This window comes from Bacillus sp. P4_D3 (assembly GCF_056401855.1).
The window spans coordinates 1-15,818 of record NZ_JBFUIN010000056.1 but is presented as its reverse complement, the minus strand read 5'-3'; the positions used below and the strand labels follow the sequence as shown (position 1 = coordinate 15,818).

The following is a 15,818-nucleotide window of genomic DNA, read 5'->3' as shown; positions in this document are numbered from 1 at the left end:
AATAAGGATAGGGAAATGGTATAACAGCTTTTAGGAAGCTTATATTTAATATACTAAAAGAGTAAAAAAATGTATTTATGTAAAATTTGGTAATTATTGTTGGTGAAATGAAAACAAAATTGTTGTTTGAGAGGAAGGTAGAATAATGGGATATTCCACGAGGCAAATTCGATGTAATTGCGGAAGCGATGGCAAATGACCTGCAATTTATAGATAATCTACTTAATTTTACGGATGATCACTTTGAAACATTTGCAGACAACTACTGGGACGGATTTTAAAACAAAAATGCTATTTTAGTAGGAAGAGGAGAATATGAAGCCGAGAGTTAGACTATAATGGCGTGTATAAAACTTGAAATAAAGGTTTAACAAAACGGTATGAACATTACTATCCGTATTTTTTTATGTATTTATAAAACTTTTCCATACAGTGCGTCGTCTAATATATGGGAAGGAGGAAATGATGTGGATGAATTAACGGTAGAAGCGTTTGAAATAGAAGATAAGGAGGACCTTATCGACGAAATAATGAACAAGTATGGACAAGAAGTCTTACAGCTTGTGTACTCATATGTGAATAATAAAGAAGTTGCGGAGGATTTAACGCAAGATATATTTGTGAAATGCTATAAATCTCTGCATACATATAAAGGAAAATCGAATGTGAAAACGTGGTTGTGGAGAATCGCGATTAATCATTGTAAAGACTACATAAAAAGTTGGTATAACAAAAAGGTAATCGTGACAGAGGATGAGTCTACGTATATTGGGAGTCAAAAAGAAAGTGTTGAACAAACTGTTATTCAAAATGCAGAGGACCGTAGGCTGGCTTCTGCAGTAATGAATTTACCGATAAAATATCGAGAAGTCATTTATCTATTTTATTATGAAGAATTATCAATTAAAGAGATTGCGATTGTAATAGAAGTGAAGGAAAATACGATAAAAACTAGACTGAAAAAAGCGAAGGAGCTTTTGAAGAAAGGATTGGAGGAATAATCAAATGGAAGATCGATTAAAAGGCTTGCGAAAATCAATGGAGAACACAACTTTTAAACATTTGAGTTTTTCTGATCAGCATCGAAAGCGGGTACGTGAAAAAATCAATCAATCGTCCGAAAAGGAAGAAGATATCCTTTTAGCAGTGTTGCAACTTCTTATGAATGAAAAAACGGGTTATGAATTGATGCAGTTACTGAGGGGGAGAGGGATTCAAAAATTCGAAGGCGATGAAGGGTCTCTATACACTTTATTACATCGTCTAGAACAGAATCGCTTTATCCAATCTAGCTGGGATCACGCGGGAGCTAAATATTATCAATTAAATGATAAAGGAAACAAGATGCTGCGAAAGGCAGAGAAGAATGCTACGAAGGCACGATTTATATTAAAAGGCTTAGTACAGGAGTGAGGCGGAATTGAATAAAAAAGGGGAGCGTTTTTTAACGGAAGTTACCAATCATATTAAATCAAAAGAAGCAAAGAGCTTTGTGGCAACTGAACTAGATTTTCACATGAAACAGGCGAAGAATATGTGGATTGAAAAAGGGTTAAGTGAGGAAGTTGCTGAAAATAAGGCTGTTGAACAAATGGGAAGTCCGATCAAGCTTGGCAGAGAACTTAACAAACTTCATAAGCCAAAGGTTGATTGGTTCTTAATTATTTTATTAGTGGCTGCTATGGGGTTAGGGTTTTTACCAATAATCGCTCTTGGGCATACGAACGATTTACTAATGAACAAAGTAATTTCTGTTATTCTCGGCATTGCAACAGCTGTTGGGATCATGCTACTTGATTATCGGAAGTTAGAGAGGCTCGGGTGGCTGTTTTATACAATCGGTGTACTTATCTTGTTAATGATAAAATGTTTTCCGACTGGTTACGTGATTGGGGAAGCAATAATAAAAATTGGCCCCATCAAAATTGACTGTTTAATGACGATACCATTCTTCTTTCTAGCTTGGGCTTCTTTTTTCAATAATAGTAGGTTAAAGTTTATGCATCTTCTCATGTTGTACGTATTTTCTTTATATCTATTTTCAACTACATCAATTCTTTTACCAATTTTCATCTATATTACGATGGTATTCGTTATGCTTTGGTGGAGTAAGTTAGGAAAGAAAACGGCATGGCTCATTATAATTTTACCAATTTTACCCTTTATTATTAGGGATCTATTTTCCTGGTCTGCCGTAAAAGAATACCGGCTAGCTAGAATTTTAGGATTTTTAAACCCAGAACATGATCAATGGGATTTACGTTTACAAGAGGCGATGTCTTCGGCAGGTTGGTTTGGTACATATGGAAATATAAAGTCTATCCCTGCTGCCCATACTGATTTTGTATTCGCGAGTTTGACTTACTATTATGGATATGTGCTTGCGCTAGTTCTTGTCTTGATTCTGTCTCTTTTTGCAGTAAGAATAATGAACATAGCTTATAAAATAAATGATGGTTATGGTAAATTGCTTCTCGTTGGTGGAGTGACTCTTTTTGTAATCCATTTCATTTGTAACGTTGGCATGATCCTCGGGATATTACCACGTGTCTCTATATCATTACCTTTTATTAGTTATGGATTGATACCAACTCTGTTTCACGCATTTTTAATGGGTATTGTGTTAAGTGTGTATCGACGTAAAGATATGTCATTTAGAATGAAAAAAACACCTTGATAATCATCAAGGTGTTTTCGTTATACATTTAAAACTCACCGAATCAGCCCCAAGTACAAAAGGACTAACCTCACCAACGCTATAAAGCTGCAATTCATGCATCGCGCGCGTACAAGCAGTGTAGAACAATCTACGAAGGCTTGCATCACTGTACACATCTTTAGAGGCATTGTAAATAATAACAGCGTCAAATTCGATACCTTTCGCTAAATAAGCGGGGATAATGACAATGCCTTGTTCATACTCGGCTGAGTTACTTTTCACAAGTTTTATATTCTCGATATGGCTGAGTGCTTCGTAGGCAGCGGCACTTTCGGCTGCGGATTTACATATAATTGCGATCGTATTGTGCTGTTGTTTTTGTAATTCAGCGACTTTGGCAGTAATACAATTATGCAGTTCGTTGTAATCAGAAACTTTCGTTACTGTAGGTTTCTCGCCGTCACGTTCAAAGGCGTTAATGTTCTTTCCTTCCGGTACGAGATAGCGTGTAAATTCAATAATCGGTTTTGTTGAGCGATAGCTACGAGTTAAGTTGATGCCGTTTGTTTCGTCTGGCCCGTATAAGCTAGTAAGTGTATTGAAATTAACCGTTTCCCTCGCATGAGCGAATATCGCTTGGTTAAAGTCTCCGAGTACCGTCATTTTTGCGGCAGGGAAGAGACGTTTTAAAAACTCGAATTGAAACGGAGAATAATCTTGTGCTTCGTCTACGAGTACGTGTTTAATGGATCTGTTTGTTTGGAAGCCTTCAATTAATTCTTTTAAAAGTAAAAATGGAGTCGCATCCTCGTAATATAGCTTTCCTTCATCAAGCATGTTTACTGTTAATGAGCAAATGTCGTCCCATTCTTTCGGTTTTTCTCCAGTAACCCATGATGAATTTGTGAAGAGTTGTTTATATATTCCTGTGAAATTGATGAAGCGTAGCGTTTGAACGCCTTTACGCAATGGCTTTAATTTTTTGCGGACAATCATACGTCCGAGTACTTTCGTTTCTTTCTCATAATCATTAAAGGAATTGTCGTCAAACTCTCCTTTTTTCTGTAAGTATTTATAAGCCTTTTGATATTCATCTTTACTAAGTAATTCAATTTCCTCTTCTACCCAAGGTTTTTTCAGTTCTGTTTTTTCGATTGTATCTATTTGTTTATTTAGCCAATCCGTTAACTTCTCGATTCTATTATGGAAGCGGAGGGAGGAATCAGTATTATAAAATTGCTCTGTAATTTCTTTAGCAGAGGCAATCAGTTTTCCTCTAAACTTCATTCCTCTAAATAACATGCCTGAAGATTCAAGCGATTGTCTGTACGTTCTAATCATATCGAAAAATTGAGTAGATGCTTTAAATCGAATGCTCGCATTTCTAGTTTTATAGGCAGGGCTATTCGTTTCAGTTAGCATATATTCTAGTTGTTCATAAGGGTCTTCAACGTCAAATGACTTGCTTAGTCTATGGTTTAAATATTCCTGGAATGTAACTTGCTGCATATTCTCTTCACCGAGTTCAGGTAGTACGTTAGACACGTAGCTGTTGAACATGGAGTTAGGGGAGAAGAGAATGATTTGATCCGCTTTTAGCCATTCGCGATATTTATATAGTAAGTAGGCGATTCGCTGCAATGCAGCTGATGTTTTACCACTACCAGCAGCGCCTTGAACGATAAGTAGTCGCCCTTCATCGTGACGGATAATTTCATTTTGTTCGCGCTGGATAGTAGCAACAATACTTTGCATATGTTTGTTTGTACCTTTTCCGAGCGCTTGTTGCAGGATTTCATCTCCAATTGTGAGGCTCGTATCGAACATGGAATCAATCTCGCCATTTTGAATAATATATTGTAATTTTTTCTCCACATTGCCGCGGATTACGCCTCCTGGTGTACTGTACTCAGCTGGTCCTGGTGGATAATCGTAGTAGACACTTGAAATGGGTGCGCGCCAATCGTATATAAGAAAGTTTTCTCCGCTTGCATCGGTAAGGGTAGCCACCCCGATATAAATTTGTTCTGCACCAATTTCTCCTTCTTCTTTGAAATCGATTCGTCCGAAGTAAGGTGCTTTATGCATACGGCGTAGTGCGGCAAGTCGATTAAAGGTGTGCTTATGGGTAATTTGTGTTACGGCTAGTGACTGAGCTTGTTGTCTTAAGTTGATAACTGTTTCAAGATAATCGTCAAAAGTATCAGTGTTAACTTTTACATCATCCCAGAAGTGTTTGCGAATGTTGATTACTTCTGCCCGGCGTCTGCCAGTTTCGTTTTCCAGTTTATCAATTTGCTCCGTAATCGTTTCGATTACGGTATCCAAGCGTTTTTGCTCTTGATCAAGTTTTTTGTTCATACGGTAAGCACTCCTTTAAAAGTGAAAAATAGAGGTTGACTGAAGATGTGTTTTGTTGTACAATTAAGATACGGATAAATACATTCTCTTATTTTTTAATAATGCGTTTCTGTACTAATTTAACATAGTTCTTGAATTTAATCAATGATAATAAGATAAACCTTGGTTCCGCATGTGGTGGAATCGAGGTTTTTTGTTGTCTTTTAAGAGGGAAGAGCGATCATTGTCAGTTTTTGTCGGTAAGTCGATATAATTGAAAAATCGCCGATATAATTGGAGTTGCGGTCGATATAATTGAAAAATCGCTGATATAATTAGATCCGTAGCTGATTGATCCGGAGAACGGATCATATAATTTCATTTGCCGAATCTGAACGTAATGTAACGCAAGGAGAGGGCATACAAAAAAAGCTCGGGCTTAGCCCGAGCTTTTCATTATTTCTTTTCGTCTTTTTTAGCGTCAGCTTTTGGTTCTTCGAAAAGATCTTTCAAATCTTTATCGTCAACTTTTACGTCAGCTTTTTTGATTTCTTTCATCATAAGATCGTTCATGAATTGAGCATCTTGTGCTTTCTTTTGAACTAGTTCTTTTTTGATGTCGCCTTTTACTTCATCAAATGGTTTTTGTTCTTTAATATCTGTTACTTTAATGATGTGGTAACCGAATTGTGATTTTACAGGTTCGCTTACTTCATCTTTTTTCATTTTATAAGCTGCGTCTTCGAATTCTTTAACCATTTTACCAGCTGTAAAGTAGCCAAGGTCTCCGCCTTTTTCTTTTGAACCAGTATCTTCAGAGTATTGTTTCGCTAACTCTTCGAAAGATTTACCTTGTCCAAGCTCTTCTTTAACCTTTTTCGCAGTAGCTTCATCTTTTACAAGAATGTGGCTTGCTTTAATTTCAGGCTTGTAGTTTTCTTTTAGTTCTTTATCAGTGATTGTTTTTTCAATCGCTTGTTCTTGAGCTAATGAAGCGCGAACGCCATTTTTAACTGTTTCTTCTTTAAGACCTTGTTGTTTCATTAGTGTATCGAATTGGTCACCGACTTGCTTTTTCATTTCATCGTACTTTTTGTCCACTTCTTTGTCATCGACTTTGTAGTTTTTAATAAGTACTTTTTCCATAACCATGTTATTTAGTACTTGTTTACCAGCTGTTTGTTTCATTTGAGTGTAGAACTCTTCTTTAGTGATGTCACCAGCTTTAGATGTAACAACTTTGTCTGATGATGATGTTCCACATGCTGATAATGCGATTACACTTGTTGCGGCTAAGGCAAGCATAGCTTTCTTCATTCAATAAACACTCCTACTATTATGTATTTTTAATTTATCCCGTACAAATGAAGAAACGCCTTATGATAGGTTATTTTCGTTCATAAGAACCTGATTAAGTCTCACTGATGTCCTTTGCTTTTTTAATATGTAAAAGCACGCTTAACAGGGCTTACCTAGGCTTTAGGATAAAGTTTAGATGCGTGTCGTTTATTTCATAGTATAAGCAATATGTACAAAATTTAATATATCATATTTCGACGAGTTTTCCTATTGATAAAGAAATTTTAACCAGTTTGTGTCAGATTTTGAAAGGGTACCATATTGGGCGAATGCCGCATATATAGAAAAGAGGAGGGGATGGGGGATGAATTCTCAACTTATTTTATTACTTGTACTGTTTATTTTATTGGTTATAGTAGGTATAATTTGCTTATAGAGGAAAAAAATGAGGAAGGGGCTTTCCTTCCTCACTTTCCATGAAATATAATTTCTATATAACTAGAAATTAATAGAATGGTAATACATACATTAATAACTCGAAAGACACCGGGCTGGCGGCTCGCAGATATTTGTTTTCGCTCACACAGTGTATGTGTCATGAAATTCGTGTAAAATATAACAAGAAGTGCGAATGCAACAAAAACAACGGTTATAAGAGTCATGAGGCGAGACCTCCTTTTGGCTAAAATACATATACTTTATATATTGTATCATACGATATTTTGTTCGTGTTACAAAATTCAGAAATAGAAGACTTTGTGTTAGGAAGCGAGGGAGAAAATGGACGTTGTAAGAAGACTAGAACAAGCTGAATATTACGTAGACCTACTATTTAAAATGATTGATGAAGAAAAGTGTCCATTTTATTCTTTAATCATAAAGAAAAAAGCTCGTAAAAAAGACATTGAACGTATACTAAAACTTTGTGAAAAACTGAACGAACAATATGTAGTGGAGAAAGCAGAAGGCCTTCTATTGTTTGATGCGCTATTAGATCAATTTGAAAAAGCGCTTCCACATCAGCTCGAAGTACACGAAACTGCGGAAGCGCTAGCAAAACAAGGTTTATTTAAGCCACTTATGAATGAATTCTTACGCATGATTGCGAAAAAATAAATAGATTATTTCTTAACTAACTTTTGATCGGATTCCGTAAAGTTCTCCTCGATATCTTCTAATGATTTCTCAAAAATATCGATGAAGTCTTGTCCGTAAATATTACGAAGGATTGCAATCAGTTCGATATTTTCTGGGAACTTACCGTAAAAATTACGAAGTTCAAGTGCCCCATTAAAAACAGAATTATTTTCAGGATCATACTCCTCCATTAAGCAAAGTAGTAATTCTTCCCCTTTGTCTGTAATTTCAATGTACGTATTTCGTTTATCATCTTCTTTTTTTGAGAATACAAGATAGCCGCGTTCTTCAAGTTTTTTAGAGAAGTTAAACGCTGTTGAGACGTGCATAACTCCAAATTTAGCAATCTCAGAAATAGAAGCCCCTTTTAAATGATAAGCGATGGTTAAAATGTGATGCTCATTAATGTTTAAATCGTAAGGTTTAATCCACTGTTGCCAATCTTTCTCTACGCATTTCCATAACGCTTTCGATAATTGAGCAATACGTTGGCTGAAAATCATCGCTTCTTTTACCGAGTAATTTTTTTCTCCACTTTTCATTTACTCACCCACTTTAACATTCTTTTTTCATTATTATCTATTATGCCARTAAAATAAAAATTAATAAAGTCTTTTTGTGAGAATTGTGAAAATTTTTCGGAAAAACAACATTCTATACAAATCATGCATAACTATGGAAGCGTTTTATGAGTCAAGAATACATGTGTTTTCTTTACATGTTAAGAGATAACATATATTGTAAATGCATAAAAACACGGCATATCTATGTGATATGCCGTGTTAAGGTCAATTCGTGTGAAAAATATTTGTTATATGCAAAAAACTAAGCAGGAATATGTTTACGCTTTTTCTGGAACGGCTTCTTGTAGTTTCTCAATTGACTTTTGAATGTCTAAAATTTCTTTTTCAATATGTCGTTTGTTTTGAGAAATATCTTGTTTCCAGTTAGAAAGCGTGTCTTGCATATCGTCTTTTAGTTCTTGAAATACTTCTTTACCTTCTGAAGCAGTTTCAACGATTTGGCGCTTTAATAATTTTGTATCAGCTGTAATATCAGCTAAAGTCTTTTTAATATCAGTTCCTTTTTCTTTCAGCTTACCGCGCATAGCTTTACCAGAAGAAGGAGTTGAGAAAAGAACGGCTATTCCAGCAACTGCTCCGCCGCAAAGTACACCTGTAATAAAGGATTTAGCTTTTGACATAAAAGGAAACCTCCTTATTTTTCGTTCGTATTCATGATGTATAAAAGTGTGCATATCTTTAAGACAAGGGGAAGAAAAGTGAGTTTTCTCTCTTGTACATGCTATGCACAAAAAATCATACCTCCGGCATTCTTTGTGAAGAAACAAGCCATACAATAAATGCCAGAGGAATCGGCTTGTTATGTATTACTTCTTATTATAGTGGCACTATTTCACACTATTTGCAATTGTGCTTGCGATGTTTTGTAAATTTTCCATTGTATATTCATTTTGGTGTGATTTCCAAAYAGCACCGAAACCATCGTTTTCACCGTAGCGTGGAATTAAATGAAGGTGGAAGTGGAATACAGTTTGTCCAGCTTTCTCGCCGTTATTGTTAAGTAGGTTGAAGCCAACTGGATTAAATTCTGCTTTCATTGCATTTGCGATTTTTGGAACGACAGCAAAAATATGTGATGCGATTTCTGGCGTTAACGCAAAAATGTCTTGTTTGTGAACTTTCGGAATAACAAGAGTATGTCCTTTTGTTACTTGACTAATATCTAAAAATGCAAGTACATGTTCATCTTCGTATACTTTTGAGCAAGGGATTTGCCCGTCAATGATTTTACAAAAAATACAATTGTCCGCTGTATGATTCATCGATCTCATCCTTTCAAATAGTCTTAGCCGTATTTTACCATAATTACATAGGAGAACAAACACGAAAAACAGGAAGCTGACTCAGCTTCCTGTTTTCTGAAGAGGGATTGAAAAAGCATTTTTTTATAATTTACGGTTCGCAGACACCTCATTTATATAAGAAATGCACGGTAAATCGGCTAAAGTTTCTGCCGTAGACACCCCATTTTCAAGTGAAATGAATTGCAATCTTTTTAAAAATGAAATTGTTTATTTTTTAAAACAGTATATGCTCTTTCGGAGACACCCCGTTTCGAAAATGAAACAAATTATCTGGTTATGTGTAAATTTCATTGTCCAATTTGGACACCCCATTTCATGATGACTTCACTATGTTGTTGTACTCATCAATTGGTGGTTGCTTTTTCAAGTGTGTTCCTTCTTCACTAATTATGATGTCCGCTTTCGTAAAAATATATGCGAAGAAATTTAAATTTTTTTTTAAGACATCGATACTATGTAGTACAGCGCCATTTTTGGTAAGATGAATGTAGAATGAATACTAATGAAGAAAGTGGTGTCGTATGAGCGAGTTATTGCGTGTAGAAAATGTTACAGGAGGATATACGAAACGACCTGTACTGCAAAATGTTTCGTTTTCTGTTAATAAAGGCGAACTTGTCGGCTTAATCGGTTTAAATGGAGCCGGGAAGAGTACGACAATTAAACATATCATCGGTTTAATGGAGCCGAAAAAAGGAACTGTCACAATTAACGGGAAAACAATTCGTGATGATATGACAGCGTACCGTTCTAGTTTTTCTTTCATTCCAGAAACGCCAGTATTATATGATGAGTTAACGTTAGAAGAGCATTTGAAATTAACAGCGATGGCGTACGGTGTAGATGAAAAACAGTACGAAGAACGTGTAGGACAACTATTACAAGAATTTCGCATGAAAAATCGCTTGAAATGGTTTCCGTCTCATTTCTCAAAAGGGATGAAACAAAAAGTGATGATTATGAGTGCATTTTTAGTTGAACCATCACTTTACATTGTGGACGAACCTTTCGTTGGGCTTGATCCGTTAGCGATTCAATCACTCCTTCAAATGATGGATCAAATGAAAAAGAGTGGTGCGGGCATCTTAATGAGTACACATATTTTAGCGACAGCAGAGCGCTATTGCGATTCATTCATTATTTTGCATCAAGGTGAAGTGAGAGCGAAAGGAACGTTGGCTGAATTGCAATCACAATTTAACATGCCTGGTGCAACGTTAGATGATATTTACATTGCATTAACAAAGGAAGAAGATTATGAATAGCACAGCGTTATGGAAAGAACGATTTCGGCACTTTCTAAAAGAAGTTCGTACATATAGTAAATACGTATTTAATGATCATTTGAAATTTATTTTCGTATTTATCATCGGCGCAGGAGCGTATTATTACCAGCAATGGTTACAAACGTTAACACCATCGTTTCCGACAGCGGTCGTTATGGCAGTTTTACTTGGCCTCGTATTAACAGCCGGATCCATACAAACGCTATTAAAAGAAGCGGACCTTGTGTACTTGCTGCCAGTTGAAGAAAAGTTAAAGCCTTACTTTACAAAGGCATTTCTCTTTACGTTTATGATTCAGTTATACATAATCGCAATGGTAGCCGCTGCGCTTGCCCCGTTATACTTCCAGCAAATGAAGCAAACAGGAGCGGCTTACATATGGATTGTAATCGCGTTCGTCATTGTAAAAGCGTGGAATTTATTCGTAGCGTGGGAAAAATCATTTTTAACAGATCAAAGCGTTCAAAAAGCAGATTGGTTCATTCGCTTTATCTTAAACGGCTTATTTGTGTACGTCCTTGTAGAACGTACTTCAGTCATTTTTACCGGTGTAATTGTTTTTCTTATGGCGCTATACCTTGCTGTTATGCATCAAAAGGTGAAGGGAAAGCCGCTAAACTGGGAGTATTTAATTTCTGAAGAAGGTAAAAAAATGATGCTGCTGTACCGCATTGCGAATATGTTCGTTGATGTACCAGCGTTAAAAGAGAGAGTATCACGTAGGAAATGGCTTGATTTCATTCTTTCGATAATTGGTGAGAACCGTACATATTTATACTTATATACGAGAACGTTTTTAAGATCAGGTAACTATTTCGGCTTATATATGCGTTTACTCGTTCTTGGAGGAGTCATTCTTTACTTCATCCCATTTTTATATGGACGTTTTATCGTAAGTCTTATTTTCTTATACTTAATCGGCTATCAGCTATTAACCCTTTGGAAACATCACCGCATGAAAATTTGGCTTGATTTATATCCAGTAGGGGTAGACGAGAAGAAGAACGATTTTCTTACTTTATTAAATGCGATTCTCATCATCGGTAGCGTTGTATTTACAGTTATATTTGCACTTGCGACGAAAGATTTCATAATGACCGGCATTTTATTTGTCGTAAGCATATTATTTAGTATTGGTTTCGTTTATCAATACGGTGCGAAACGCATTGAACGTTTAAACTGAAGGGAATGAACCTATGATTACATATGAAGAGAAGGTTATAAAAGAATTGGAGCAGTGGAAAGCTACATTCATGAAAGATTCTTCTATGATGACACGGTTCTCTAAAAAAGTGCAGGTAAAAGTGCAACAACTAGTGCCGGCGAAAGTGCAAAAGGTACTAACAGAAACGATTCGGATGATGGTACAAACAATTAGTGCTGGATCAAACTTCATAAAACCGAAGCTAAAAGAAACGAACTGGTCACTGCAAAGACGAGACGATGAAGTACGTAAAAAAATGGATGAGTACAAAAAAGTCGCAGCGGCAGAAGGAGCAGGAACGGGAGCAGGTGGTATTCTCCTCGGTCTTGCTGATTTTCCGCTTCTACTTACCATTAAAATAAAATTTTTATTTGATGCAGCAACATTGTACGGATTTGATACGAGTAAAAAAGAAGAGCGCCTTTTTATTCTTCACGTTTTCCAACTTGCTTTTTCGAGTGATGACCATAGAAAAGAAGTATGGAAAGCAATTGAAACGTGGGATACAGAAGAAGAAAATCATATGGACTGGGAAAAGTTCCAAACAGAATACCGAGACTATATTGATTTAGCAAAAATGCTTCAGCTTGTCCCGATCATCGGTGCCCCGGTCGGCGCGTATGCGAACTATCAATTATTGCAAAGGCTTGGGGAAGTGACGATGAATTGTTATCGTATGCGCTTGCTTAATAGAAATTAATTTGCTTTATAAAAAAGAAGGCATCCTAACTTACACATTTAGGATGCCTTCTTTTTTATTTATATTTATTATTCCCTGACGAATGAAGGAATGGAGCGCAATCCCTATAATATATTTACGGAAATCTTATTAAACCATAACAATATCTTTACCACCTCTAATCAATTACTTATAAGTGGGGTCTCGCCACATCGCCATCAACTTAAGAAATTGGCATTTCCCCATATCGAAAAAAATGAGCTGAATTATTATAAATAACTCTGGAAAGATAAAATTTTCATTTTGGGGATACTTCAAAATATTAGCTTGGTGGACATAGGTATCACCACATGTCCATGGATTAAAGAAAAGAGCCTATTATTAAACTGTACCCTACTCTTTGGGTCGGAAGAGGTGCTATAGATGAATGTAAAGACATATAGGGCTCAAGTGTTTTCTTGGTCTAAGGAGACCAAGGTAGAAATAGTAGAACTCATTTCCGCCGGCATAGGTATGGCCGGACCTGTTCTGTTCGCCACAGTTCTAGGCTATCCCGCTCTGGGTTTTGCTGCATCGGTCGGCAGTTTGGCAGTCAGTAGCGTGAAAGTCGGTTCGAGTTTTATAAATCACGGGAAAAAGTTGGCATCAGCGCTGCTATCAGTAGTGCTCGCTGCGATTGCTGCTGTTCTCTCTTTCGGACATGGCTATCTGACATTTGGAGTCTTGATCCTGCTGGTAAGCCTTGCTGCGTTAATTGGCGGATATAGTCGTACCTTGGCGGTGGCAACAACACGCTTTGTCGTATTCCTGATCATCATCCTCAACATGGTCGACCAGACGGAGTACCGGATGGAACTAATTTTTTCAATCTTAGCAGGGGCGATTTGGACCGTCAGTATCAGCTTGGTGCTAGGCATCTGGGTACACCGTTGTTATAAATCATCGCTGGATGGAGATGTGAAAGGGCCAACATCGAAAAAAATCATTCTATGGCGGAATTCTCTTGCACACCTATCCGGTTGGCAATTCCCAATCAGGCTCGCATTATGTCTAGGTATAGCTGAGGGATTGCGAATACTTTGGCCCGAGCACCACTTCTATTGGATTGCAATTACCGTAGCGATCCTTACTCAGCGGAAAATAGAACTCTTTCCAATCAAAACAACACAACGAGTGCTTGGTACAGTAATCGGCGTGATTGTTGCGAGCTTGCTTCTCGCAACTAGTCTACCAATTTGGGGGTTAGTTATAAGTATCGGGCTATTCGCAGGTGTTCGACCTCTTCTAAAGGTTCGAAATTATCTTGTATACTCTGCAACCATGATCCCGCTCATTATTTTGATCATGGAAGCCGGCAAGCCGTTCCAGTTTATCATTCTGTTCGACCGTGTATTTGCAACCCTTATCGGTGCAGTCATCGTGATTGCAGTGAACTTGATATTCAGTAGAGCGATGGCGAAATCAGTGTAAAGGTGGTTATCTAGCCAAAGATGCTTTACTTGGAATATAGTTTGATTAAATTAACTTAATAAACCTTGATAAAAGAGCAAATAAAAAAAGCGTGGTTCGAAAAAAGATTGTTCAAAACACGCTTTTTCTATATTCAATTAAATCATCCTTTTATTAAACTTTGTTTCATGGCCACAAAATGACATCTAAAAGTTAGACACGTTATTTCATTAGGAAGCTTCTTGGGCATGGGTCCGGTATTGTACGAGGGCTCATGCCTTTTAGTTTTGCCTTTGCTGTTGTGTATTTTATATTGTGGATCCATTGACAGTTCCTTTTGCGTCTATAGTAAATCCTAATCTTGCATCTACAGATGCCTACAACATTATTATCCTGCCAATATGGAGAATCATAGAAACATAGGTTGTCCACTTTAGACACAACACGTTTTCCTACATTTAAATTGTTTCGTTCCAATCGACTGCAAAATGAACGAATACGTTTCTCCTTGTCTCACCAGATTTCTTGGATTTAAAGCCATTTTCCCTTTTAGGGTGATATAGTCCTTAAGTCTTGTTAAACCTGTGCAATTACGGTTGGAATTTCATGCTGTTTGACACATATCCCCAGGCTATCTGGAAATGATAAAAGATGAGGTGACTGACATGAAGGATAAAATATTAGAATTAGTACCAGGATCGGTAAAAAAATTACTCCAGAAAAAAGTTAAAGATGAAAACCGATGCATCATTGATTTGGTTGTGGATGATGCAACTGCTTATGGATTTGAACCGGAGCAAGTAGTCCCCTGTATCATGGCGGGTTATTATGTTTATGAATCCACCACCTATCCCAGTGAAATGGAGGAAGAATGGAAGCTGAACTTGGTTTTTCATGCGGCCAATCGCTCGGCAATGAAGCTTCTGTCTTATGGGAAGTATAAAGCGAAACAATCTGAAAGTGGATGGATGAGATATACAAATCCATAAGGTTTACTTAACATACACTAACTAGCTTGGTGAGCATGAGGCACCGTCACATGCCCATCAACCTGAGATTTTGAAATAGCACCAAGTATTTTGGTGAAAAAAAGAAACATTTAAGTTCCTAATGACATTTTTCTAATGTAAGTTATAACATTGCCTAAACAACAACTACCTTGTGGATTGTTTACTTCACAACCACATCGGTTTTCTCTTATGTTTTCGCGAATAAGCTCTACTGGATTAGGAGTAAGTCCATTTTTCACATATTGTTTAATTTTTTTTAGTTCTTGAATTTTACGTTGGATGTCCTCTAATTTAAGAACAGTGAAATCATATATGTCACCGCATTTTGCTTCATTGCGATCGACCATTTGTATCGAATGGTCTCCGTGTTAACGCCACACTTTTCAGCCAGTCCTCCAATAAGATATTGCATCTATCGCACCTCATATAAAGTATAAACCCTGTACCATAGTACAGGGTCAAGGAAAGTATTATTTACTATATTATCGATCTACTTTCTTAAAATAAACTGTCATTATTCAATAAGTCTTATTCAACAATATGGTCCGATTGCGAAATTCTAAAACTACATTTAGAGCGATTAACCTTTATCACCACGTAACTCTTTACTACAACGTTTTACAAAAAACGCTGTTATTAAAATAATAATTCCTATACTCAAAACAAGTAATTGATCGAGTGCAATCACATCACGAAAAATCCAACGAGAAACAAAACCGAAGCTAGACATGCACACACATATAAAACCAAAATAATTTAACCATCTATGTACATTTTTCATTCTTTCCCCTCCTAAAACTACATTTTATCATTCCCTCCTGTTTTTGGGTGTGAGTGCTGGCTAGTCGTGTGGCGATACCCCATGCC

16 protein-coding genes and 2 pseudogenes are annotated in these 15,818 nt (G+C 36.7%); 9 read left to right on the top strand and 9 right to left on the bottom strand.

What is annotated here, in order from left to right; translation table 11 throughout:
• Positions 1-467 precede the first annotated feature (467 nt).
• From AC1DTM_RS10195 to AC1DTM_RS10185, 3 genes are read left to right on the top strand one after another with little or no spacing between them, the layout of a single operon-like run.
• Complete coding sequence (locus AC1DTM_RS10195; RefSeq protein ID WP_016104082.1) at positions 468-1,001, top strand: sigma-70 family RNA polymerase sigma factor; 534 nt, start codon at positions 468-470, stop codon at positions 999-1,001.
• Between the two features lie 4 nt (positions 1,002-1,005).
• Positions 1,006-1,413 (top strand): PadR family transcriptional regulator, encoded by a 408-nt coding sequence (locus tag AC1DTM_RS10190; protein ID WP_002159014.1) that lies wholly within the window; start codon positions 1,006-1,008, stop codon positions 1,411-1,413.
• A 7-nt stretch (positions 1,414-1,420) separates the two neighbouring features.
• Positions 1,421-2,677, top strand: a complete 1,257-nt coding sequence (locus AC1DTM_RS10185; RefSeq protein WP_088098778.1) for an FtsW/RodA/SpoVE family cell cycle protein — start codon at positions 1,421-1,423, stop codon at positions 2,675-2,677.
• Between the two features lie 6 nt (positions 2,678-2,683).
• Here AC1DTM_RS10185 and helD read toward each other — a convergent pair whose 3' ends face one another.
• The 3 genes from helD to AC1DTM_RS10170 all read right to left on the bottom strand — a co-directional run bounded on the left by helD (position 2,684) and on the right by AC1DTM_RS10170 (position 6,960).
• Positions 2,684-5,020, bottom strand: a complete 2,337-nt coding sequence (gene helD / locus AC1DTM_RS10180) for an RNA polymerase recycling motor HelD (protein ID WP_088098779.1) — start codon at positions 5,018-5,020, stop codon at positions 2,684-2,686.
• A 435-nt stretch (positions 5,021-5,455) separates the two neighbouring features.
• Complete coding sequence (gene prsA / locus AC1DTM_RS10175; protein WP_088098780.1) at positions 5,456-6,316, bottom strand: peptidylprolyl isomerase PrsA; 861 nt, start codon at positions 6,314-6,316, stop codon at positions 5,456-5,458.
• A 449-nt stretch (positions 6,317-6,765) separates the two neighbouring features.
• Positions 6,766-6,960, bottom strand: a complete 195-nt coding sequence (locus AC1DTM_RS10170) for a hypothetical protein (RefSeq protein WP_000172692.1) — start codon at positions 6,958-6,960, stop codon at positions 6,766-6,768.
• A gap of 118 nt (positions 6,961-7,078) precedes the next feature.
• On the opposite strand from AC1DTM_RS10170, the gene AC1DTM_RS10165 reads away from it, so the two are divergent.
• A complete protein-coding gene (locus AC1DTM_RS10165) occupies positions 7,079-7,414 on the top strand; it encodes a DUF1878 family protein (RefSeq protein WP_002150076.1) in 336 nt (111 codons plus the stop codon).
• Positions 7,415-7,419: 5 nt separating this feature from the next.
• On the opposite strand, the gene AC1DTM_RS10160 is transcribed toward AC1DTM_RS10165, so the two are convergent.
• The 3 genes from AC1DTM_RS10160 to AC1DTM_RS10150 form a co-directional block, all read right to left on the bottom strand.
• Positions 7,420-7,977, bottom strand: coding sequence for an HTH-type transcriptional regulator Hpr (locus AC1DTM_RS10160; RefSeq protein WP_002159009.1), 558 nt, complete (start codon positions 7,975-7,977; stop codon positions 7,420-7,422).
• A 299-nt stretch (positions 7,978-8,276) separates the two neighbouring features.
• Complete coding sequence (locus tag AC1DTM_RS10155; protein ID WP_002159008.1) at positions 8,277-8,639, bottom strand: YtxH domain-containing protein; 363 nt, start codon at positions 8,637-8,639, stop codon at positions 8,277-8,279.
• A 207-nt stretch (positions 8,640-8,846) separates the two neighbouring features.
• Complete coding sequence (locus AC1DTM_RS10150) at positions 8,847-9,281, bottom strand: HIT family protein (RefSeq protein ID WP_477000204.1); 435 nt, start codon at positions 9,279-9,281, stop codon at positions 8,847-8,849.
• Between the two features lie 563 nt (positions 9,282-9,844).
• Between AC1DTM_RS10150 and ecsA the strand changes: the two genes are divergently transcribed.
• The 4 genes from ecsA to AC1DTM_RS10130 all read left to right on the top strand — a co-directional run bounded on the left by ecsA (position 9,845) and on the right by AC1DTM_RS10130 (position 13,962).
• Positions 9,845-10,588, top strand: a complete 744-nt coding sequence (ecsA, locus tag AC1DTM_RS10145) for an ABC transporter ATP-binding protein EcsA (RefSeq protein ID WP_033710448.1) — start codon at positions 9,845-9,847, stop codon at positions 10,586-10,588.
• Positions 10,581-11,792 (top strand): ABC transporter permease, encoded by a 1,212-nt coding sequence (locus AC1DTM_RS10140; RefSeq protein ID WP_070128071.1) that lies wholly within the window; start codon positions 10,581-10,583, stop codon positions 11,790-11,792. Before ecsA ends, AC1DTM_RS10140 begins: the two co-directional genes overlap by 8 nt.
• 13 nt (positions 11,793-11,805) lie before the next feature.
• Positions 11,806-12,513: an ecs operon protein EcsC gene (ecsC, locus tag AC1DTM_RS10135; protein ID WP_002030211.1), complete on the top strand. Its 708-nt coding sequence runs from the start codon at positions 11,806-11,808 to the stop codon at positions 12,511-12,513.
• A gap of 402 nt (positions 12,514-12,915) precedes the next feature.
• Entirely contained in the window at positions 12,916-13,962 is a 1,047-nt protein-coding gene (locus AC1DTM_RS10130; protein WP_016104088.1) for an FUSC family protein, read from the top strand.
• 142 nt (positions 13,963-14,104) lie between these two features.
• On the opposite strand, the pseudogene AC1DTM_RS10125 reads toward AC1DTM_RS10130, so the two are convergent.
• Positions 14,105-14,397, bottom strand: a pseudogene (locus AC1DTM_RS10125) (hypothetical protein); the annotation flags it as partial.
• A gap of 209 nt (positions 14,398-14,606) precedes the next feature.
• On the opposite strand from AC1DTM_RS10125, the gene AC1DTM_RS10120 reads away from it, so the two are divergent.
• The gene (locus tag AC1DTM_RS10120; protein ID WP_088098781.1) at positions 14,607-14,930 is read left to right on the top strand and encodes a hypothetical protein; all 324 of its coding nucleotides are present in this window, start codon (positions 14,607-14,609) and stop codon (positions 14,928-14,930) included.
• A gap of 110 nt (positions 14,931-15,040) precedes the next feature.
• Here the strand turns inward: AC1DTM_RS10120 and AC1DTM_RS10115 are convergent.
• Together AC1DTM_RS10115 and AC1DTM_RS10110 are read right to left on the bottom strand one after the other, a co-directional pair.
• Positions 15,041-15,208: pseudogene (locus AC1DTM_RS10115) on the bottom strand (bacterioferritin-associated ferredoxin); the annotation flags it as partial.
• Between the two features lie 323 nt (positions 15,209-15,531).
• Complete coding sequence (locus AC1DTM_RS10110) at positions 15,532-15,732, bottom strand: hypothetical protein (RefSeq protein WP_002158997.1); 201 nt, start codon at positions 15,730-15,732, stop codon at positions 15,532-15,534.
• Positions 15,733-15,818: the final 86 nt, after the last annotated feature.